The 18,570-nt window shown below is 70.3% G+C and carries 17 protein-coding genes; 6 read left to right on the forward strand and 11 right to left on the reverse strand.

Going from position 1 to position 18,570, the window contains the following annotated elements:
• Positions 1 to 218 precede the first annotated feature (218 nt).
• The 5 genes from OH768_RS36115 to OH768_RS36135 form a co-directional block, all read right to left on the reverse strand.
• Positions 219 to 1,193, reverse strand: a complete 975-nt coding sequence (locus tag OH768_RS36115) for a hypothetical protein (protein WP_406460131.1) — start codon at positions 1,191 to 1,193, stop codon at positions 219 to 221.
• Between the two features lie 122 nt (positions 1,194 to 1,315).
• Positions 1,316 to 2,320 carry a zinc-binding dehydrogenase gene (locus OH768_RS36120; RefSeq protein WP_406460132.1) on the reverse strand — a complete coding sequence of 335 codons (1,005 nt, stop codon included), beginning with the start codon at positions 2,318 to 2,320 and terminating at the stop codon, positions 1,316 to 1,318.
• The gene (locus OH768_RS36125; RefSeq protein WP_406460133.1) at positions 2,317 to 3,474 is read right to left on the reverse strand and encodes a mandelate racemase/muconate lactonizing enzyme family protein; all 1,158 of its coding nucleotides are present in this window, start codon (positions 3,472 to 3,474) and stop codon (positions 2,317 to 2,319) included. The genes OH768_RS36120 and OH768_RS36125 overlap by 4 nt, the downstream gene beginning before the upstream one ends.
• Before the next feature lie 344 nt (positions 3,475 to 3,818).
• Positions 3,819 to 4,469, reverse strand: coding sequence for a hypothetical protein (locus OH768_RS36130; protein ID WP_406460134.1), 651 nt, complete (start codon positions 4,467 to 4,469; stop codon positions 3,819 to 3,821).
• 147 nt (positions 4,470 to 4,616) lie between these two features.
• The gene (locus tag OH768_RS36135) at positions 4,617 to 5,069 is read right to left on the reverse strand and encodes a MarR family winged helix-turn-helix transcriptional regulator (RefSeq protein ID WP_406460135.1); all 453 of its coding nucleotides are present in this window, start codon (positions 5,067 to 5,069) and stop codon (positions 4,617 to 4,619) included.
• A 113-nt stretch (positions 5,070 to 5,182) separates the two neighbouring features.
• Here OH768_RS36135 and OH768_RS36140 point away from each other — a divergent pair, with 113 nt between their 5' ends.
• Positions 5,183 to 6,181: an NADP-dependent oxidoreductase gene (locus OH768_RS36140; RefSeq protein WP_406460136.1), complete on the forward strand. Its 999-nt coding sequence runs from the start codon at positions 5,183 to 5,185 to the stop codon at positions 6,179 to 6,181.
• A gap of 220 nt (positions 6,182 to 6,401) precedes the next feature.
• On the opposite strand, the gene OH768_RS36145 is transcribed toward OH768_RS36140, so the two are convergent.
• Positions 6,402 to 7,553, reverse strand: coding sequence for a serine hydrolase domain-containing protein (locus OH768_RS36145; RefSeq protein WP_406460137.1), 1,152 nt, complete (start codon positions 7,551 to 7,553; stop codon positions 6,402 to 6,404).
• Positions 7,554 to 7,843: 290 nt separating this feature from the next.
• On the opposite strand from OH768_RS36145, the gene OH768_RS36150 reads away from it, so the two are divergent.
• Both OH768_RS36150 and OH768_RS36155 read left to right on the forward strand, forming a co-directional pair.
• The gene (locus OH768_RS36150) at positions 7,844 to 8,662 is read left to right on the forward strand and encodes a hypothetical protein (protein ID WP_406460138.1); all 819 of its coding nucleotides are present in this window, start codon (positions 7,844 to 7,846) and stop codon (positions 8,660 to 8,662) included.
• 81 nt (positions 8,663 to 8,743) lie between these two features.
• Positions 8,744 to 9,535 carry an EI24 domain-containing protein gene (locus OH768_RS36155; RefSeq protein ID WP_406460139.1) on the forward strand — a complete coding sequence of 264 codons (792 nt, stop codon included), beginning with the start codon at positions 8,744 to 8,746 and terminating at the stop codon, positions 9,533 to 9,535.
• Here OH768_RS36155 and OH768_RS36160 read toward each other — a convergent pair.
• Complete coding sequence (locus OH768_RS36160) at positions 9,521 to 10,780, reverse strand: pyroglutamyl peptidase (protein WP_406460140.1); 1,260 nt, start codon at positions 10,778 to 10,780, stop codon at positions 9,521 to 9,523. The genes OH768_RS36155 and OH768_RS36160 overlap by 15 nt on opposite strands.
• A 154-nt stretch (positions 10,781 to 10,934) precedes the next feature.
• Between OH768_RS36160 and OH768_RS36165 the strand changes: the two genes are divergently transcribed.
• The gene (locus OH768_RS36165) at positions 10,935 to 11,285 is read left to right on the forward strand and encodes a YrdB family protein (protein ID WP_406460141.1); all 351 of its coding nucleotides are present in this window, start codon (positions 10,935 to 10,937) and stop codon (positions 11,283 to 11,285) included.
• A gap of 15 nt (positions 11,286 to 11,300) precedes the next feature.
• Here OH768_RS36165 and OH768_RS36170 read toward each other — a convergent pair whose 3' ends face one another.
• Positions 11,301 to 11,876 (reverse strand): TetR family transcriptional regulator, encoded by a 576-nt coding sequence (locus tag OH768_RS36170; protein WP_362970729.1) that lies wholly within the window; start codon positions 11,874 to 11,876, stop codon positions 11,301 to 11,303.
• Between the two features lie 64 nt (positions 11,877 to 11,940).
• Here OH768_RS36170 and OH768_RS36175 point away from each other — a divergent pair, with 64 nt between their 5' ends.
• Positions 11,941 to 14,418: a beta-glucosidase gene (locus OH768_RS36175; RefSeq protein ID WP_406460142.1), complete on the forward strand. Its 2,478-nt coding sequence runs from the start codon at positions 11,941 to 11,943 to the stop codon at positions 14,416 to 14,418.
• A gap of 87 nt (positions 14,419 to 14,505) precedes the next feature.
• Here the strand turns inward: OH768_RS36175 and OH768_RS36180 are convergent, their stop codons facing one another.
• Positions 14,506 to 15,477 (reverse strand): aldose epimerase family protein, encoded by a 972-nt coding sequence (locus OH768_RS36180; RefSeq protein WP_406460143.1) that lies wholly within the window; start codon positions 15,475 to 15,477, stop codon positions 14,506 to 14,508.
• A 10-nt stretch (positions 15,478 to 15,487) separates the two neighbouring features.
• Positions 15,488 to 16,393 (reverse strand): SGNH/GDSL hydrolase family protein, encoded by a 906-nt coding sequence (locus OH768_RS36185; RefSeq protein WP_406460144.1) that lies wholly within the window; start codon positions 16,391 to 16,393, stop codon positions 15,488 to 15,490.
• 248 nt (positions 16,394 to 16,641) lie between these two features.
• Between OH768_RS36185 and OH768_RS36190 the strand changes: the two genes are divergently transcribed.
• Positions 16,642 to 17,136 carry a DUF3145 domain-containing protein gene (locus tag OH768_RS36190; RefSeq protein ID WP_026178291.1) on the forward strand — a complete coding sequence of 165 codons (495 nt, stop codon included), beginning with the start codon at positions 16,642 to 16,644 and terminating at the stop codon, positions 17,134 to 17,136.
• 69 nt (positions 17,137 to 17,205) lie between these two features.
• Here the strand turns inward: OH768_RS36190 and fabF are convergent, their stop codons facing one another.
• The gene (gene fabF, locus OH768_RS36195) at positions 17,206 to 18,477 is read right to left on the reverse strand and encodes a beta-ketoacyl-ACP synthase II (RefSeq protein ID WP_406460145.1); all 1,272 of its coding nucleotides are present in this window, start codon (positions 18,475 to 18,477) and stop codon (positions 17,206 to 17,208) included.
• Between the last annotated feature and the right edge of the window lie 93 nt (positions 18,478 to 18,570).

Here is an 18,570-nt window from a genome sequence, read left to right on the forward strand (position 1 = left end):
GAGTGCGTGGGGGTGGTTCAGGATGCGGTGCGGTGGTGCGGGTGCGGGATGGTGCCGGTTGTGTTGTGTGGTGCGGGCCCGGTGGGGGCTGGTCGCGCAGTTCCTCGCGCCCCTGGAGGGCGGGCCTGCGTTTCCAGGTGCACCTGGAAACCGGGCTGCGTTTATAGGGGCGCGGGGAACTGCGCGACCAGCCACAGGCGGCCTGCAGACCCCATCGGTCAGTCAGTGGCACTCTCTGTCGGGAAACGGTTGAGGGATCCCGGCAACCTGGTACCGAGCGGAGCCATGTCGCCGTCCGCGCCGTGCCTGGCCAGCAGGTCGAGGGCCAGCCGCCCCCGCCGTACCCGCTCGCGCGCCGTGTCGAGGGTGACGTCACGGAGGTGGGTGCCCCACGGGTAGATGCCGGGGGCCTTGGACAGACCGAACTTCAGGTACAGCGGGGCGCCGCGCCGGATCAGCTCGGCGACCTCGTACATCCGGATGTAGCCACCGAGGTCGTCCGGCGCCTCGATGTACATGTCCATCGGAGCCGCCGACACCCGCCGGATCTCGGTGAGATGATCGAGCGTCAGATCGCTGGGCACGTTGAGGGAGTCGGCGCCCAGCCGCTCGTAGACCGCGTACGCCGCCGGGTTGACCGGACCGATCAGCGCCGAGACCTTGAGCGTCGTGTCGGCCGGGATGATCCCGGCGACGCGCGCCCGGTGCAGCGTCCACAGCACGCCCTCGTCGGCGACGAGCAGGCACTTGACGCCCAACTCCGTTGCCCGCACGGCGTCTTCGATACAGCCGGCGACCGCGTCGTGGCCCCGGGCGCGCAGACCCCCGCCGCGCGAGTCGGAGCGGACCGAGCCGCCGATGTCCCAGGTCCCGCGCGGACCCGTGAACAGGCAGAGCTCGATGTCGCGTTCGGCCGTGGCCTCGACCATCTCGGTGATCTCGGCGTCGGTCAGCATCCACACGCCGCTGCCCTGGCTGATCCGGTGGATCGGGACGTCGAGGCGCGAGGACTCCTTGAGGATGACCGCCAGCGCCTCGGGACCCTCGCAGGAGGGGATCTCGGTGCGCCAGCGACCGCCGCCGGGGAAGGTGTGCGGCGAGGCGTCGGCGGGGTCGAGGGCGGGCGCGCCCAGGCCGAGCGCGGAGAGCGCCTGCTCCCCGGGCCTGCGGGCTGCCGTGGCGGTGTCGGTCACTGGCTGTCCTTCGTGTTCGGTATTTCGGACGCGGTTCGCGGCTCGGGGTACGGAAAAACTGTGGTGGTACGTCGGCACGGGGTGGTCAGGACACCCCGTGCCGACGTACGGCTGGGGGTTTCCTACGGCCGCAGCAGCACCTTGCCGACCTTGGGATCGCCGGACCCCACCAGCTCGATGGCCTGCGGGAACTCGGCGAGCGGAAGCTCATGGGTGACCAGGGGAAGCGGATCGAGCAACCCCGCCCCGAACACCCGCACCGTGTGCGCCCAGGCGTCCGGCGGTGCCCCGAAGACGGTGTGCACCTCCAGCTGCCGTACGACGAGATCGGTGGGGTCGAGCCCCTCGGCGCCCGGCGCTGGGATGCCGGTCAGGACCAGGCGTCCGCCGCGCCTCAGCAGCGCGGCGGCCGTGCGGGCCGCGTCCGCGGAGCCGGCGGTCTCGATCACCACGTCGAAGTCGTCGGGGAGGGGTTCGTGCTTGGTACGGAAGTCCGTGGCGCCGAACTGCTGCGACAGGGCCGCACGGTCCGGGCGGGAGCCCACGACCAGGAGTTCGGCGGGGGAGTTCGCCTTGAGGAACTGGATCGCGAACATGCCCAGGGTTCCGGTGCCGACCACGGCTGCCCGCTCACCCGGCCGCGCGTTCGCCTTCAGTGCCGCCGCCGCGATGCAGGCCGCCGGTTCCAGCAGCGCCGCCGCCGTCAAGTCGGCCTCGTCCGGGAGGACATGGAGCAGCCGGGCGGGGAGGGTGAGGGTGGTGGCCATGGCGCCGGGCTGGGTGAAGCCCGTCTCCTCATAGCCTGCCGTACACAACGTTGTCTCGCCCGCGTGACACCGGTCGCACACCTGGCAGTTGCGGAAGCCCTCGCCAACGACCTTGCGGCCGACCAGACTTGACGGCACCCCGGCGCCGACCGCCTCCACCGTGCCGGACCACTCGTGGCCCGGCGTGAGGGGGTAACGGACGTATCCCTCGGGCCTGTTGCCCTGGTACACCTCGCGGTCGCTGCCGCAGATGCCGACCGCGTGGACGCGCACCAGCGCCTCGCCCGCGTCCGGCTGCCGCGCCTCGTGCGGGACCAGCCGGTGCTCGCCCGGTCCCGCGACGACGACCGCCGTGCTCACTTCGAACCCTTCGGCTTGCGCTGCTCCCAGCCGTCCGCCCACAGGTCGAACCGGGCCTGCTGCTGCGGGAATTCGGCCGCCGCGTCGGTGTCCAGCTCGACGCCGAGACCGGGCGCGTCGGAGAGGTGGAAGTAGCCGTCGATCACCTGCGGGGCACCCTTGACGACCTTCTTGATCTCCGCGTCCGCGAAGTCGTTGAAGTGCTCCAGGATCTTGAAGTTCGGGGTGGAGAAGCCGACTTGGAGCGAGGCGGCGGTCAGCACCGGTCCGCCGACGTTGTGCGGGGCGACGAGGACGTAGTGCGCCTCGGCGGTCGCGGCGAGCTTGCGCGTCTCCCAGATGCCGCCGATGTGACCGACGTCGGGCTGGATGATGTCGACGGCCTGGCTCTCGAACAGCTCACGGAACTCGACGCGGTCGTGGATGCGTTCACCCGTGGCGACCGGGATGTCCACCTTGGCGGCGACCTTCTCCAGCGCCTTCAGGTTCTCCGGCGGGACCGGCTCCTCCAGCCAGGCGGGCTTGAACGGCGCGAGTTCGCGCGCGAGCCGTACGGCGGTGGAGGGTGAGAAGCGGCCGTGCATCTCCAGCATCAGCTCGGCGTCCGGGCCGATCGCGTCCCGTACGGCCTCGATGAGCGAGACGGCGTACAGGGTCTGCTCGTGGTCGAGTTCGAAGTGCCCGGTCCCGAACGGGTCGATCTTCAGCGCCTTGTAGCCGCGCTCCATGACTCCCTGGGCGGCCTTGTGATAGGCCTCCGGGGTCCGTTCGGTGGTGTACCAGCCGTTCGCGTACGCCTTCACCTTGTCGGTGACCTTGCCGCCGAGCAGCTGCCACACCGGCACACCGAGGGCCTTGCCCTTGATGTCCCAGCAGGCCATCTCGATCACGGCGATGCCGGACATGACGATTTCGCCCGCCCGGCCGTAGTCGCCGTACTTCATCCGGCGTACGAGGTCTTCCACGGCGAACGGGTCGGAACCGACAATGTGGTTTGCCTCGGCCTCGCGCAGGTAACCGATCAGCGCGTCGGTGTGGCCCAGCATCCGGGTCTCGCCGACGCCGGTGACGCCCTCGTCGGTGTGCACTTGGACGTACGTCAGATTGCGCCATGGCGTCCCGACCACGTGCGTACTGATTCCCGTGATGCGCACGGCAGATGCCCCCTGTGCTCTTCGGTGCTGTTCGAAATTTCGGCTCACGTTCGAAATGCTGGGCAGACAGTAAGGACGGCGGGGCTGGGGTGTCAATGGGTCGAACAAGTAACGGTTTCGGCAAGAGGTTCGATCGCCGGTTGGGTCCCGGATGGGTCTCGGCCGGGTTCGGCGCGCGGTTCCTTGCACAATTTTCACAGACGTGACTATGAACGTTACCTGTGGGGAACTTAGTCTTCGGGCGTCATGGACTACTGCCACCCCTGCGGCCGGCACCTGAACGGCGCCCTCGCGTGCCCGGGGTGCGGCGTATCAGCCGAAGTGCCCGTCGAGTCATCTCCTGCCTACGCGCCCGTAGTTGACGTACGTTCGCAAACGGATGGTGGGGCGGGGGAGGGCCGGGACGCGCCCGAAGGCGGGCATGAGGAAGCCGTCGAGGGCATCGAGGACGGTGAACCCCAGGGGCGCGCTGCGCGGCGGAGGAGTCGCGGGCGGGGTGACGGTGACGGCGCCGCCGAGGGCCCGGACACGCCGGGTGCGAGTCGTCGCGATCGCAAGGCCGCGGCACATCGCCGGCGGCGGCGCCGGGTGCTCCTCGTCACGGCCGGCTTCGTGCTCGCGGCCGGCGGGCTGAGCCTGGCCGAGGTGGGCGCGGACGCGCCGTTCTCGACCTCGAAGCCCGCGGCGCCGGGCGACGCGTCGGCGGAGGGTGCGGCGTCCTCGGAGGCCAGCGGTACGGCCGAGCCCTTGGGTGACACGAAGACCGTGGGGGCGGGTGCGGGTTCGGCGTCTCCGGCCGCGTCGGCGTCACGGTCGGCTTCGCCTTCGGAGTCCGGGAAGGGGACGAAGAGTCCCTCCGCGTCGCTGACACCGACGACCGCCGCCGGCAACACGTCCCCCACATCGCCGTCCACCACCGAGCCGACGACCACTCCGACCTCGGAGCCCTCGTCCTCGCACCCGAGCCCGACGCCGTCGCCTTCGGAGACGTGCAAACAGATCTTGTGGTGGTGCTCCTGAGCCGTTCGGCTTGGGGGTTCGGGGTGGCTCGGGTCGGGGTTCGGGGTCGAGTGGGTTGGGGTTCGGGGTGGCTCGGGTCGGGGGTTCGGGGTGGCGTGGGTCGGGGTTCGGGGTGGCTCGGGTTAGATCTTCAGCATTCGTCGTAGCAGGCCTCGGAGTGCCAACCTTTCGTCGTCCGACAGCCCCGCCAGCGGCTCCCGGGCGAACCGCAGCGATTCGCGCAGGCTACGGGCCACCCGTCGCCCCTCGTCCGTCGCCGCCGCCAGCTTCACCCGCCGGTCGGCGGGATCGGGGCGGCGCTCCACCAAACCCCGCGTCTCCAGCCGGTCCACGATCCCGGTGACGTTCGACGGCTCGCACTTCAGCTTCTGCGCCAGCTTGCGCATCGGCAGTGGTTCCAGGGACAGCAGGCTGAGCAGCCGCGCCTGGGCGCCGGTCAGCGAGTGGTCGCCCGCCGCCTCCTCGTAGTCCTCGTAGAACCGCGCCACGACATCGCCGATCAGCTCGACGACCTCCAGGGTCACGGGGTCGGCGCGGCGCGTGTTGTCGGAGCGCGTCTTTTCGGGTGTGGACATGCGCTCCAGCGTACCCCGTTACTTGACATCATGAAATATTCAGAGGCATGGTTGTTTCAGGTACTGAAGTATTTGAGGCTCCCCGCACGGAGACACGAAGAAAGGCGCTTGTGATGATCAACCGCGAATGGCACCTGCTCAGCCGTCCGGTCGGCTGGCCGAAGCCCGAGGACTTCGCCCTGGTGGAGACCGAGACCCGGACCCCGGGCGAGGGCCAGGTGCTGGTGCGGAACAAGTACCTCTCCGTCGACCCGTACATGCGCGGCCGGATGAGCGCCGCCAAGTCGTACGTCGCCCCGTTCGAGCTCGGCAAGGTCATGCAGGGCGGCGCGGTCGGCGAGGTCGTCGAGTCCAACGCCGAGGGCATCTCCGTCGGCGACCACGTCCTGCACTTCGGCGGCTGGCGCGAGTACGCGACCATCGACGCCAAGGGTGCCGTCAAGGTCGACCCCGACCTCGCCCCGCTCTCCACCTACCTCGGTGTCCTCGGCATGACCGGCCTCACCGCCTACGCCGGGCTGCTGCGCACCGCCTCCTTCAAGGAGGGCGACTCCGTCTTCGTCTCCGGCGCCGCCGGTGCCGTCGGCAGCCAGGTCGGGCAGATCGCCAAGCTCAAGGGTGCGTCTCGGGTCATCGGTTCCGCCGGGTCCGACGAGAAGGTCAAACTTCTCGTGGAGGAGTACGGGTTCGACGCTGCCTTCAACTACAAGAACGGGCCGGTGAGTCAGCAACTGCGGGAGGCGGCTCCGGACGGTGTCGATGTTTACTTCGACAATGTCGGGGGCGACCACCTTGAGGCTGCGATCGGTTCGCTCAACGAGCGTGGGCGTATTGCCATTTGCGGCATGATCTCGGTTTACAACAGCACCGAGCCCGTGGCCGGGCCGAAGAACCTCGGGCGGCTCATTCAGACGCGGGGGCGTATTGAAGGCTTCCTCGTCGGCGACCACTACGACCTTCAGCCTGAGTTCGTGCGGGAGGTCGGCGCCTGGGTGGCTTCCGGTGAGCTGAAGTACCGGGAGACCGTCGTCGAGGGGATCGAGAACAACCTTGAGGCGTTCCTGGGGCAGCTGCGGGGGGACAACACGGGGAAGATGATCGTCAAGCTCTGAGCGGGCGGTGTTGGGTAGGCACCGTGCGCACCTCCTTTGGTTCGGTCGCCTTCGGGGCGCCTGAAGCCGGTGTCGAGAGCCCCACCGTGCTCGGCGCTGCGCGCCTCCGCGCGGTGGGGCTCTCGACACCGGCGCGCCCCTGCGGCTCCCTCTCGGCCGGCGCGTGGGGACAGTGCAACTTGGTGGGCCCTCGTCGTTGGTGAGGGCTTGCGCCGTTGGTTCAGCTTGCCAGTGCTGCTTGGTGGGCGGTTTGGACCAGGCGGGTGTTTTCTGGGGCCGGGCCGCCGGGGAGGGTGAAGCGGCGGCGGGTGTAGCCGTAGGTCAGGCCGGTGCGGGGGTCGGCGAAGGCCTGGGAGCCTCCGGCGCCGCTGTGGCCGATCGTGCCGGCGCTCAGGAACGGGTACCAGGTGCTCGCCGTCGCCTGGAAACCGAGGCCGTACGCCCGGTGCGTGCCGGTGATCATGTCGTGGCCGACGGAGTGGAGCTGGCCGAACTCCGCTACCGTGTCCGGCTTCAGGAGCGGGGCCCGGTCCTCGACCACGCTGATCGCCGCCGCGTAGAGGCCGGCCAGGCCGCGTGCCGATGCCACTCCGCCGACCGATGCGGGGCCCTTGGCGCGGATCGTCGTTTCGTTGGGGAGCGATGAGAGCTCGGTGGGCTGGGCCGCGTGTTCGTTGAAGGCGATGCCGGTGAGGCTGTGGCGGCTGTCCGGTTCGTGGGGGGTGTGCGGGGACTGGTGGTCGGGGGAGGGGGGCTGGGTGGTACGGAAGCGTGGCTCCTGGGTGGAGGGGAGGCCCAGGTAGAAGTCCAGGGTGTAGGGGGCGCGGACTCTTTCCTCGTACACGTCCTGGAGTGAACGGCCTGTCGCTCGTCTGACGATCTCGCCGGTCAGGGCGCCGATGACCAGGGCGTGATAGCCGAAGGCCGTGCCGGGACGCCAGAACGGGCGCTGGTCGGCGAGGCGTTCGGCGACCGCGCGGTCGTCGGCCAGTTCGTCGAGGGTGAAGCCGGTGTCCGTGCCGATCAGGCCCGCACGGTGCGCGAGCAACTCGCGTAGAGTCAGCGCGCCTTTGCCCTCGGATGCGAACTCCGGCCAGTAGTAGGTGACTTTGCGGTCCAGTTCGAGGGTGCCGTCCTGGACCAGCAGGGCCACCACGAGGTGGGCTGCGCCCTTGGTGGACGAGAACACGCCGTAGAGGGAGTTGTTGGTGGTGCCGGACGGTCCGGCCCACAGGTCCACGACCTGTCGGCCGTGTACGTATGCGCACAACTGGCCTTCGTAGTCCGCGCGTTCCGTCGACACGAACGCGGCGAACTCCTCCCGGACCGTTTCGAAGCCGTCGGCTACGGTGCCGTGGATCTCCTGGGTCATCCGCTCTCCTCAACTGATCCGCTGCTCGCGTGTGCCATGGTGAACAACGCCTGTCCGACCTGCGGGAGTTCCCCCTCGGACCTCCTCCTGGTTCCAGAGATCGGTACGGCGAGCGGCACCCGTTCGACTCAATGGGCGAGGGAAGGTGTTGGTGTCACCGATGCCCGGATGTCGCATTCAGGGGGGTGGGGAGTGGGCATGCTGAGTGCAGCTACCGGGTGGCGGGCGCGTGGAGAGGGGTTCCCATGGCGACCATTCCTTCGCTTCCGAGCAGGGACGAGGTGTTGCGCATGGCACGCAGCACCACCGACATCACCGGGCAACTCCTGGACACCGCCGGGAACATCACCAGAATCGCCATCAACACCCTTGATCCACGGGATGGTTCGGGTGCCGAGGCGCTGCGGGTGCTGCGGGAGACCACCGCCGAGCTGGCCGAGGCGAGCGCTTCGCCGCAGGCTCAGGAGGCCTTCTATCGCATGGTCGACACCCTGACGCGGCTCGGTACGACCGGTGCGCCGCTGGCCGTGCATCCGGTGAGTCGGCCGGCGCAGGTGCTGTTGGGTGTGCTGGGGGACAGCCTGTTGCCCGTTCTCGACGTGGTGGAACCCGCCGTCGAGGAGTTCGCCGCCGCGCTCGGCGATCTGGTCGAGGCGGCCTCCCCGCTGCTGCCCGCGGCGGCGGGCGTGGCGGCCGGCATACTGCTCGCCCTCACCCCGCTGCTCCGCGCGGCGGCCGACGCCCTGGCCGACTCCTCCCCCGAACTCCGGCGCATCGCCGAGGCGTTGACGGCAGCGCTGGCTCCGCTGCTGCCCCCGCAGGTGGCCCTCGCGCAACGCGCGGCCGCTGCGGGCGCGAAGGTTCTCCGGGCCACCTTGCCGCCTCTCGCCGACCTTACGGAGGCCGCGGCCGCGACCACGAAGACGGCCGTGCCGATGGTGGTCGCGGGCGAGGAGTTGTTCGTCTCCGCCCTGGAGAGGGTTCAGCCGGTTCTGCTGGCTGCCGCCTTCCGTGCGGGGCGGGTGGCCCGGGCTACCGCGGTACGGGTGACCGCTGCGGTTTCACCTGCGGCGGATCGGGGCGTTGTGGTGGCTGTATCGACGGCCTAGGGCAGGCCCAGGGCAGGCCTGGGACATACCCAGGACATGCCCAGGACCCGTCCGGCGTCGACCCTGAGTAAGGTTCTCCCCATGCATGATCTTGGGGCGGGGTTCGGCTATCTCCTGAAGGGCCAGCGCTGGGTGGCCCGGCACGGGCGGCAGTACGGGTTTGGTTTGGTTCCTGGGCTGATCACGCTGGTTCTCTATGTCGCGGTGCTTGTCGCGCTCGCGGTGTGGGGTGAGGACTTCGTCGGCTGGGCCACGCCCTTCGCGGACGGCTGGGCGAGTCCGTGGCAGGGGCTGTTCCGCGGCTTCCTTACCGTTGTGCTGTTCGTACTGGCCCTGCTGCTCTCGGTGTTGACCTTCACGGCGGTCACCCTGCTGATAGGGCAGCCCTTCTACGAGACCCTCTCCGAGAAGGTCGACCGGGATGTCTCACCCGACGGCACGGCCCCCGAGTCGGGCCTCCCGCTCTGGCGCGAACTGTGGGTCTCGGCCCGCGACAGCCTCCGGGTGCTGATTCGTGCGCTTGTGTGGGGGGTTCTGCTTTTCGCCCTGGGATTCCTTCCGTTCGTCGGCCAGACCGTCGTTCCGGTGATCGGTTTCTTCGTCACCGGGTTCTTCCTCACCGAGGAACTGACGGCCGTCGCCCTGCAGCGCCGAGGCGTCGACCTCCGCGCCCGCCTCACCCTCCTCCGCTCCCGCAAGCCCCTGATCTGGGGCTTCGGCACCCCCCTCGGCCTCGCTTTCCTGGTCCCGTTCGTCGCCGTCTTCCTGATGCCGGGTGCGGTGGCGGGGGCGACGCTGATGGCGCGGGACCTGCTGGGCGAGGAGACCGAGGGGGAGGACACGGAGAGCGGGCCCGCGTCAGTCGACCGCTGACGCGTCCATCGCCGCTGTCACCATCGCTCTGACCTGCGCGATGATGTCCACCCGGTGCTGTACGAAGTCCGGGTCGGTGATCGTCCCGGTCGCCGGGTCCGTGTTGCCCGTTCCGAACTGCAGCACCGGCGTGTGGATGTGTCCGCCCGGCAGCGAGTCGTGCAGCCCGAGCCGGTCCCGCAGCAGGGTCGCGCGGTAGGCGATCTCGTTGGAGAGGTAGTTGCCGCCACCACCGGCACGGGCCGTGGAGCCCGCGGTAGGTCCGTCCGGCCGTACGACGGGGGCCGTCCCGCCCGCCGGGATCTCGGTGACCTCGGTGTGGTCGTAGACGGGGAAACGTCCGGTGTTCGCGGCCACAATCGCCTTGTACGGCAGGGTCGTCGACGTCCACTGGGGCTGCGAGGCCGGGTCGGTGACCGGGACGGTCTCCGTGCGCGAGATGTTGTCGTTGTCCGGATAGCCGCCCCGCCAGGCCCCGTTGGTCCGCTCGACGTCGAAACGGCCCACCCGCCCCTGACTCACCGTCGTGAACAGATCCACCTTCGGGAGGTACGGCCGCAGCGTCCGCTCCACGGTCCCCTCGGCGAAGTCGGCCCAGCGCACCGGGAACATGGCCGTCTCGATGCGGGCCGGACCGTCCGCCGTCTGGATCACCGTGCCGTCGAGCGCGAGCGCGGTGGCCCCGGACGGGTTGGATATCCTGATGTCCGCGTCCAGAGTGAACGGGTCGAAGCCGGTCACCAGGATCCGCTTCAGCCCCTTGTCGCGGGCCGGATAGCGGATGCTGCTCTGTCCGCGCGAGGTCCGCTCCAACTCGGAGAGGAGTGCGGTTCGTTCGGTGCCGCTGATGCCGAACTCCGGTGCCCAGGTCCGCACTTCCCTGGTCATTCCCAACCGCGCCCAGTACAGCGGCCGGTCGTCGTCCCGGCTGAGATCCCCGCCGGCGGGACCCCGTCCCTGCGCCCGGTCGACTGCCCGCTGCCACAGCGCGGTTCCCTCGCTTACGACGATGCGGCGGGCCTGCGCGTAGCTGTGCGCCGCTTCGAGCGCGTGGGTGAACTCCGGTGCCACGGTGTCGAATCCGGAGTGTTCGAGGATCTCCTGGGGGACCGCCCTGTCGAGCCGTTGTTCCTCGACGGTCGGGGGGAGTGTGGTGTCGGCTGCCGCCGCGCTGGTGCCGGTGGCGGAGAAACCGGCCAGCAGGGCCAGTCCGAGGACGCCTGTCCGAACTCGTATGCCATTCAAAGTGGTTGAGGCCTTCCGTCGCAGTGGGGTGCGGTGCCAAACGGCCGCAGTATCGCGTGACGGGAGTGGTCTACGCCACGGGTGCGACGGACGATCCGATCCCCCGTCTCCTCGGCCGGGACGGAGTGATCCGCTCCGGGTGATACTGCCGCTCATGACGGCACTGAAGACAGCGAAGACAGCGAACCTCGGCGTGCTCTTCGCCATCGAGCTCGGCGCCCTTGTCGCCGTCGCCTACTGGGGGTTCACCCGGGACCTCGCCACCCCGCTGACCTGGCTGCTCGGCCTCGGCGCGCCCGTCGTGCTCGCGGTGTTGTGGGGGCTGTGCGGTTCGCCCAAGGCCAAGTACAAGACGCGCGGCGCCGGCCGGGTCGCCTTCGAGGTGGTGTGGTTCGGTGCGGGGGTCGCCGCGCTGGTCCTTGCCGGGGCCTACGACTGGGCGCTTGTCTTCGGCCTCGTGTGCGCGGTGAGCAAGACGCTCGCCGTCATCTGGCGGCAGGTGTAGGGGAGTCGGGCGAGGTCACGTCTCGCCCAGCAGGGTCAGGAAGTCGCGGAACGCCCCGGGCATGTCCACCGACTCCGGGTCCAGCAGCCACTGGTACTGCAGGCCGTCCATCACCGCGACCAGCAGGGGAGCCGTCCGCTCGGGGGTGAGGCCGTTCGGCAACCGGTCGCCGTACTCGGCGCGCAGCACCCCCGCCATGCTCGCCCGCACCCTGGCGTACCGCGCGGTGAAGTAGTCCCGTGCCGGGTGCCCCTCCGTGACGCTCTCGCCGAGGAGTGCGGAGAAGGTCTGGATGATCGCGGGCCGCATCGCGTTGTACTCGACCAGGGATGCGAGGAGGTCGATTCGCCACTGGCTGTCCGGGACCGCGTCCCACTGGTCCCGCTCCTCCAGGACGGCGACCAGCAGCGCGTCCTTCGTGGGGAAGTAGTGCAGCAGGCCCTGCTGGGTCAGCCCGACCCGCTCCGCCACCGCCGCCAGGCTCGCGCCCCGGTAGCCGCGCTCGGCGATCACCTCCAGCGCCGCCCGCACGATCTCGGCGCGCCGCTCCGCACTCTTGGCCCTGGCGTTCATGGCGTCACCGTACGACATCCGTCGTATGCAAATATAACGGCAAGGTTACGAAACCTACCGATCTACAGGTAACCGTTGCACGATGGAGGCGCAGGGCACAGGACGGACTCAACGAGGAGGCGCCGCGGTGGCGGAAACCCATGAAGCGCGTGAAGCAGTCGTCGAAGCGGCCCTCGGCGCACTCGGCCTCGATGCCAAGGCCCGGCTGCTGGCCGGTCAGGACATGTGGTCCCTGCCCGCGCTCCCGGAGATCGGCCTGACGTCCCTCGTCATGTCCGACGGCCCGATCGGCGTCCGGGGCCGGCACTGGACCGCCGACGACCCCTCCGTCGCACTGCCGTCCCCGACCGCCCTCGCCGCCGCCTGGGACCCCGAACTCGCCCGCCGTGCCGGTGTGCTGCTCGCCCAGGAGGCCCGCCGCAAGGGCGTCCACGTGCTGCTCGCGCCCACCGTCAACCTGCACCGCTCCCCGCTCGGCGGCCGGCACTTCGAGGCGTACAGCGAGGATCCGTACCTCACCGGGCGGATCGGCTCCGGGTATGTGGAAGGCGTTCAGGCGGGCGGCGTGGGCACGACCGTCAAGCACTTCGTCGCCAACGACGCCGAGACCGAACGCTTCACCGTCGACAATCTCATCTCCCAACGCGCGCTGCGCGAGCTGTACTTGGCCCCCTTCGAGCTCATCGTCGAGCAGGCCCGCCCCTGGGGCGTCATGACCGCCTACAACACGGTCAACGGCACGACGATGACCGAACACCGCCTCCTGGTGAACGAGATCCTGCGCGGCGAATGGGGCTTCGACGGCTTCAACGTCTCCGACTGGACCGCCGCCCGCTCCACCGTCGGCGCCATCGAGGGCGGCCTCGACGTCGCCATGCCCGGCCCGAAGACCGTCTACGGCGAGGCCCTCGCCCGGGCCGTGCGCGCCGGTGAGGTCGCCGAGGCCACGGTCGACGCGGCCGTACGGAACGTGCTGCGGCTCGCCGCCCGCGTCGGCATCCTGGCCGGCGCGGAACCCGTCGTCGCGGAAGCCGAACTCCCGTCCCCCGTCGACGGCGAGGCTCTCGCCCGCGAGATCGCCCGCCGCTCCTTCGTCCTCGTGCGGAACCAGGACAACGCCCTTCCGCTGAAGCCGAACACCACCGTCGCGCTCATCGGCGCCGCCGCCCGCGACGCCCGTGTCCTCGGCGGCGGCTCCGCCACCGTCTTCCCGGCCCGGATCGTCTCCCCGCTCGACGGCCTCACCGCCGCCCTCCCCGAAGGCACCCTGAGCTACGCCGTCGGCGCCGACCCGAACACCGAACTCGCCGTCGCCGACCAGGGGTTCACCCTGCGCGCGATCTGCCGCGACGCGGCGGGCCAGGTCATCGCGACCGTCCCCCTGCCCAACGGGCAGATCAAATGGGTGGGTTCGGACCTCCCCGAGGGCGTCACCCACGACACCCTCCACACCGTCGAACTCACCGGCACCTTCACCCCGCGCGCCACCGGACAACACACCTTCGGCATCAAGGGCATCGGCGCGTTCACCCTCACCGTCGACGGCACGACGTACTACGACGACGTCCAACGCCCGGCCAAGGACGACCCGTTCATCTCCTTCTTCGGCGCCCCCGAACCCCGCGCCCTCGTCGAACTCACCGCCGACGCCCCCGTTGACGTCTCCCTGACCTACACCGTCGCCCGCCCCGTCGGCATCCCCCTGCGGGTCGTCGGCTTCGCGCTCGCCCACCAGGAACCGCAGCGCGACCCCGACGAACTGATCGCCGAGGCCGTCGCGGCGGCCCGCGCCGCCGACACCGCCGTCGTCGTGGTCGCCACCACCGAACGGGTGGAGTCGGAGGGCTACGACCGCACGGACCTCCAACTCCCCGGCCGCCAGGACGACTTGGTGCGCGCCGTCGCCGCCGCCAACCCGAACACCGTCGTGATCGTCAACTCCGGCTCCCCGGTCGAACTGCCCTGGCGCGAGGAGGTCGCCGCCGTCCTGCTCGGCTGGTTCCCCGGCCAGGAGGCCGGCGCCGCCCTCGCCGACGTCCTCACCGGCGCCCACGAACCCGGCGGCCGGCTCCCCACCACCTGGGGCTCCCTCGCCGACGCCCCGGTCAGTCAAGTGGTCCCCGAGAACGGCGAACTCCCTTACCGCGAGGGCGTGTTCATCGGCTACCGCGCCTGGGAGAAGGCGGGCCGCGTCCCGTCGTACCCCTTCGGGCACGGCCTCGGCTACACCGACTGGACCTATGACGACATCAAGGCCGACAGTTCGTCCGTCACCGTGCGCGTCACCAACTCCGGTGGCCGGCACGGGCGTGAGGTCGTCCAGATCTACCTGGCCCCGACCGAGCACGACCCCGAGCGCCCGGCCCGCTGGCTGGCCGGATTCGCCGGGGTCGAGGCCGGGCCCGGCGAGAGCGTCGAGGTACGGGTCGAACTCCCGCGCCGATCTTTCGAGATCTGGGATGAGACGGCGAACGGGTGGGCAGTTGTAAAGGGTTCGTACGAGATCCAGGCGGGCCGCTCGATCACGGACCGCCGGGTCGCCACGACGATTAACGTCTGACCCGGGACCCGTCTCCCCACAGACAGCCCCGGTCCGGGACCTGACCCCTGGACCGGGGCTCATTTCATGCCCGCGCCGCCGCCACGGTCAGCGGGCCGAGAAGCCGTACACCGTCTCCGAGCGGTAGACCTCGCCCGGGCGCAGCTCCGTGCTCGGGAAGTCCGGGCGGTTCGGGGAGTCCGGGAAGTGCTGGGTCTCCAGGGCGACTCCGGCACCCGGGGCGAACGGGTCGCTCAGGTAGTCACCGGTGTAGAGCTGGATGCCGGGCTCGGTCGTAGCGATCGCCAGTACCCGGCCGGACGCCGGGTCGTGCAGCTCGGCGATCTCGACGGGGGCCGGGGTCAGGCCCTTGTCGAGCGCGAAGTTGTGGTCGTAACCGGTGCCGACCTTCCGTGACTCGCGGAAGTCGAAGCGGGTGCCGGTGACGTCGTCGAGCGTGCCGGTCGGGATCAGGTCGGCGTCGACCGGGGTGAACCGCGAGGCTGCGAGCCGGAGTTCGTGACCGGCCGCGCTGCCGGTGCCGCTCAGGTCGAAGTAGCTGTGGTTCGTGAGGTTCACGACGGTCGGCGCGTCCGTCGTCGCCTCGTAGGCGATGCGCAGCGCGCCCGACTCGTCCAGCGTGTACGTCGCCGAGACGTCCAGGCGCCCCGGGAAGCCCTCCTCGCCGTGCCCGCTGACCCGGCTCAGCCGCACGCCGTGCTCGACCGGCTCGACGTCCCACACCCGCTTGTCGAAGCCGCGCTCGCCGCCGTGCAGGGAGTTGGGCGCGTTGTTCCGCGCGAGGGAGTAGGTCACGCCCTCCAGTGGGAAACGGCCGCCCGCGATCCGGTTCGCGTACCGGCCGACCAGCGCGCCGAGATACGGCTCCGGATGGGTGAGATAGCCGTCCAGACCGGCGAACCCGAGCACCACGTCCGCCGCGTGGCCCGCCCGGTCCGGCACCTCCACCGACTGCACGATCCCGCCGTACGACAGCACCCGCACCCGTACGCCCGCCCGCTCCAGGGTCCAGCGGTGCACGGGAGTGCCGTCGGGAAGGGTGCCGAAAAGTTCGCTCATGAGGGAAACCCTAGGTCACGGGGTCGTTCGCGGTGACGTGCCGGTACGCGATCTCGGCGAGCCGCGCCTGACCGTTCGTACTCGGGTGGAACCAGTCCCAGTGGCTCAACTGGTCCGTGCCGAAGCGGTAGTCGTAGACCGCGCCCCCGTCGAAACGGCAGCGCACATCCGTCGCGCACACCTGTTCCAGGACCTTGTTGTACTCCTGTACCCGGTCCCGCACCGTGTCGCGCCGCTCGGTGGCCGCCGAGTCCAGGGAGTCCGCGTCGGCCAGCATCGAGGGGCAGATGCCCAGCTTCCACACCGCCTTGCCCAGCGGGTTGGTCCGCCCCTGCGACCAGAGGCGCTTGAGATTCGGCACGCTCGCGACGTAGACCTGCGTCTTCGGCAGTGCCCGGCGCAGGGACTTCAGCGAGGTCTCGAACTCGGTGCGGAAGTCGGCGACCGAGGTCATCGCCGAGGCCGAGGTCCGGCAGGCGTCGTTGGCCCCCACCATCACCGTGACCAACTGCGGCTTGCGGGCGACCGCCTGGGTGATCTGGCCGGGCAGGTCGGCCATCCGCGCGCCGGTCTCCGAGTAGTTCCAACTCCGCTCGGCCGCCCCGGTCTTGCCCAGCAGCCGTACGGCGAGACTGTCGACCGAGGCTTCGCTGCCCGTCGCCCAGGACACCTCGGGGCAGTCCGACAGGACCGTACAGGCGTCGAAACCACGGGTGATGGAGTCACCGACCGCCGCGACCGAGGACGGGCTGCGGTCCCAGACCGGGGTGGGGGAGGGGTTCGCCTTGGCCGCCGTACCGCTCTTGCTGTGGGTGCCGGCGGACGTATCCCCGCCCGAGTCGCAGCCGGCCGCGCCCAGCACGGCCGCTGTCATGAGGGCGAGCGCGGCCCGTGAACGACGACGTCGCATTCGCATGTTGAGACCCATCCCCTCCATAACGGTCTCAACCCATAACAACGCGCCAGGGTTCCCGTTGCGGCCGGATGCAACGGCTCACCCCCGTACAAGCGTCCCCCTGGGTGAATGGCAGGGTTTCCTGGCACCGGGAGGGACGGTACGTCACACTCCGCGCGTCGCCGCACGGTAGCCTCGCCCTCAACGTGGCGGCCCTGCCGCCGCCGTTTCCCAGTCAGCAAGATGCCCCGCTCTGTCCGGAGGTCCCGGTGACGACACGTGGAGTTCTGTACGTGCACTCCGCGCCGCGCGCGCTGTGCCCGCACGTCGAGTGGGCCGTCGCCGGGGTGCTCGGCACACGCGTCAGCCTCGACTGGATCCGACAGCCCGCCGCGCCGGGAACGTGGCGCTCCGAATTCTCCTGGCAGGCGGAGGCGGGAACGGCGTCCAAGCTGGCGTCGGCCCTCCGCGGCTGGCACCTCCTCCGCTTCGAGGTCACCGCCGAGCCCTGCCCCACCGCCGAGGGCGAGCGCTACAGCTGCACCCCCGACCTCGGCATCTTCCACGCCGTCACCGGCATCCACGGCGACATCCTCATCCCCGAGGACCGCCTCCGCGCCGCCCTGACGAGGTCTCAGCAGGGTGAGACGAACCTGGAAGCCGACATCGCGAAGCTGCTCGGCAAGCCGTGGGACGACGAGTTGGAGCCGTTCAGGTACGCGGGTGAGGGTGCTCCGGTGCGCTGGCTGCATCAGGTGGTCTGACGTTTCGTTCCGCACACGCTGAGGGCCCCCACCGTCCGGTGGGGGCCCTCAGCGTCGTACAGGAAGTTCTCAGACCGTCCGGAACGCCAGCACCACGTTGTGCCCGCCGAACCCGAACGAGTCGTTCAGGGCGGCGATACGGCCCTCGACCGGCAGCTTGCGGGCCTCGCCGCGGACGACGTCCGCGTTGGCCTCCGCCTCCGGGTCGAGGTTGTCGACGTTGATGGTCGGCGGGGCGATGCGGTTGTAGAGCGCGAGGACGGTCGCGACCGACTCGACGCCGCCCGCGCCACCCAGCAGGTGACCGGTCATCGACTTGGTCGCCGAGACGGCCATGTGGTCGGCGTCGTCGCCGAACACCTTGCGCAGCGCCTTCAGTTCGGCCACGTCACCGGCCGGCGTCGAGGTCGCGTGCGCGTTCACGTGCACGATCTCCGCCGGGTCCAGGTCGGTGCTTTCGAGCAGGTGCTTCAGGGCCTGCGAGATACCGCGGCCCTCCGGCTCCGGCTGCACGATGTCGTGGCCGTCGGCCGAGATGCCCTGCCCGACCGCCTCCGCGTACACCCGGGCACCGCGCTTGGCGGCGTGCTCGGCGGACTCCAGGACCAGGACACCGGCGCCCTCGCCGAGGACGAAGCCGTCCCGGGCGGTGTCGTAGGGACGCGAGGCGCCCTGCGGGTCGTCGTTGTTCTTGGACATCGCCATCATGTTGCCGAACGCGGCGATGGGGAGGGGGTGGATGGCCGCCTCCGTGCCACCCGCGACGACGACGTCGGCGCGGCCGGTGCGGATCATCTCGATGGCGTAGCCGATGGCCTCGGCGCCGGAGGCGCACGCGGAGACCGGCGTGTGCACGCCCGCGCGGGCGCCCACGAGCAGACCCACGTTGGCGGACGGGCCGTTCGGCATCAGCATGGGGACGGTGTGCGGGGAGACACGGCGGACGCCCTTCTCCTTGAGCACGTCGTACTGGTCGAGGAGGGTCGTCACACCGCCGATGCCGGAGGCGATGACGGTGCCCAGGCGGTCGGGGTCGACGGCGGGGTCCTCGCCGGCCTTGTCGGTGAAGCCGGCGTCGGCCCACGCCTCCTTGGCCGCGATCAGCGCGAACTGCGCCGAGCGGTCCAGTCGGCGGGCCTGCGGACGCGGGATCACCTCGGAGGGGTCGACGGCGGCCGGCGCGGCGATACGGACCGCCTGCTCGGCGGCCCACTCCTGCTCCAGGGCCTTCACGCCGGACTTGCCGGCGATCAGACCTTCCCAGGTCGAGGCTGCGTCGCCACCCAGCGGTGTGGTTGCGCCGATACCGGTGACGACCACGGTGCGATTGGTCGGGCTCACGGGAATTCTTTCTCCAACGGTACGAGGATTAAGCGGCGCCACCGCCGGGTGGCGGGGCCATGCAGCCGGGCCTATGGGGTGGCTCGGGCCTGG

It is taken from the genome of Streptomyces sp. NBC_01622 (genome assembly GCF_045209635.1).
Taxonomy (GTDB): Bacteria; Actinomycetota; Actinomycetes; order Streptomycetales; family Streptomycetaceae; genus Streptomyces.

Coding starts and splice junctions, on each gene's coding strand:
- OH768_RS36155 (WP_406460139.1), top strand. CDS start 8,744: ATGCATGATCTTGGGGCGGGGTTCGGCTATCTCCTGAAGGGCCAGCGC.
- OH768_RS36175 (WP_406460142.1), top strand. CDS start 11,941: ATGGAGGCGCAGGGCACAGGACGGACTCAACGAGGAGGCGCCGCGGTG.
- OH768_RS36135 (WP_406460135.1), bottom strand. CDS start 5,069: ATGTCCACACCCGAAAAGACGCGCTCCGACAACACGCGCCGCGCCGAC.
- OH768_RS36170 (WP_362970729.1), bottom strand. CDS start 11,876: ATGTCGTACGGTGACGCCATGAACGCCAGGGCCAAGAGTGCGGAGCGG.
- OH768_RS36185 (WP_406460144.1), bottom strand. CDS start 16,393: ATGCGAATGCGACGTCGTCGTTCACGGGCCGCGCTCGCCCTCATGACA.
- OH768_RS36145 (WP_406460137.1), bottom strand. CDS start 7,553: ATGACCCAGGAGATCCACGGCACCGTAGCCGACGGCTTCGAAACGGTC.
- OH768_RS36150 (WP_406460138.1), top strand. CDS start 7,844: ATGGCACGCAGCACCACCGACATCACCGGGCAACTCCTGGACACCGCC.
- OH768_RS36165 (WP_406460141.1), top strand. CDS start 10,935: ATGACGGCACTGAAGACAGCGAAGACAGCGAACCTCGGCGTGCTCTTC.
- OH768_RS36140 (WP_406460136.1), top strand. CDS start 5,183: ATGATCAACCGCGAATGGCACCTGCTCAGCCGTCCGGTCGGCTGGCCG.
- OH768_RS36180 (WP_406460143.1), bottom strand. CDS start 15,477: ATGAGCGAACTTTTCGGCACCCTTCCCGACGGCACTCCCGTGCACCGC.